The organism is Mesorhizobium sp. M2A.F.Ca.ET.037.01.1.1, from assembly GCF_003998075.1.
Classification (GTDB): Bacteria; Pseudomonadota; Alphaproteobacteria; order Rhizobiales; family Rhizobiaceae; genus Mesorhizobium.
This window is the reverse complement of sequence record NZ_RZSA01001760.1, coordinates 1-502: the sequence shown is the minus strand read 5'-3', so window position 1 is coordinate 502 and position 502 is coordinate 1. Positions and strand designations below refer to the sequence as shown.

Below are 502 nucleotides of genomic sequence, written 5' to 3'. Positions count from 1 at the left end.
GTGCTGCATCCTTTTGGCGCAGCCGCTGCTCTACATGGCGCTGGGCTTCTCGTGGCTCTTCACCGCTTTCGGCCGCCTGCTGTCGATGATGTCGGACGGCGCCAACACGCCGTTCAACTGGGTTTCGATCGTTGTCGAGCTGGCGCTTGCGGCCCTGCCACTCGCCTTCGCCTTCGGCTTTGTGCCATGAATCCAGCACTTCCGCTGGACTCTGCCGCCTGATGCGACAAAAGTGCCTGAAAACCATGCCGGACGATGCATTGCGGTCTTAAAAAGCCTGTGCTAGACGGCAATCGACTTTCGACCGGGGATAGCGGAAGCCGCACCTCCGTGCTTGGAAAAATGCAGTAAGGTCAAAGATTTAGCCAGAGTTCCCGCTCGCGCCAACAATCTGCGGCCTGTCAGACAAGAGAAAAGACGGTCCGTGGCCCAATCGTCATCGCCAATCTCAGCTGTCGCAGAACGCTACGCAGGCTCGCTGTTCGAGCTTGCTCTGCAGGAC

The 502-nt window shown here is 58.8% G+C and carries 1 protein-coding gene and 1 pseudogene; both read left to right on the top strand.

The annotated features are described in order from the left end of the window. The coding region (locus EOA27_RS39665; protein ID WP_127259119.1) for a DUF4345 family protein at positions 1 to 190 on the top strand (190 nt) is incomplete at its 5' end. 234 nt (positions 191 to 424) lie between these two features. Next, a pseudogene (locus EOA27_RS43275) lies at positions 425 to 502 on the top strand (F0F1 ATP synthase subunit delta); the annotation flags it as partial.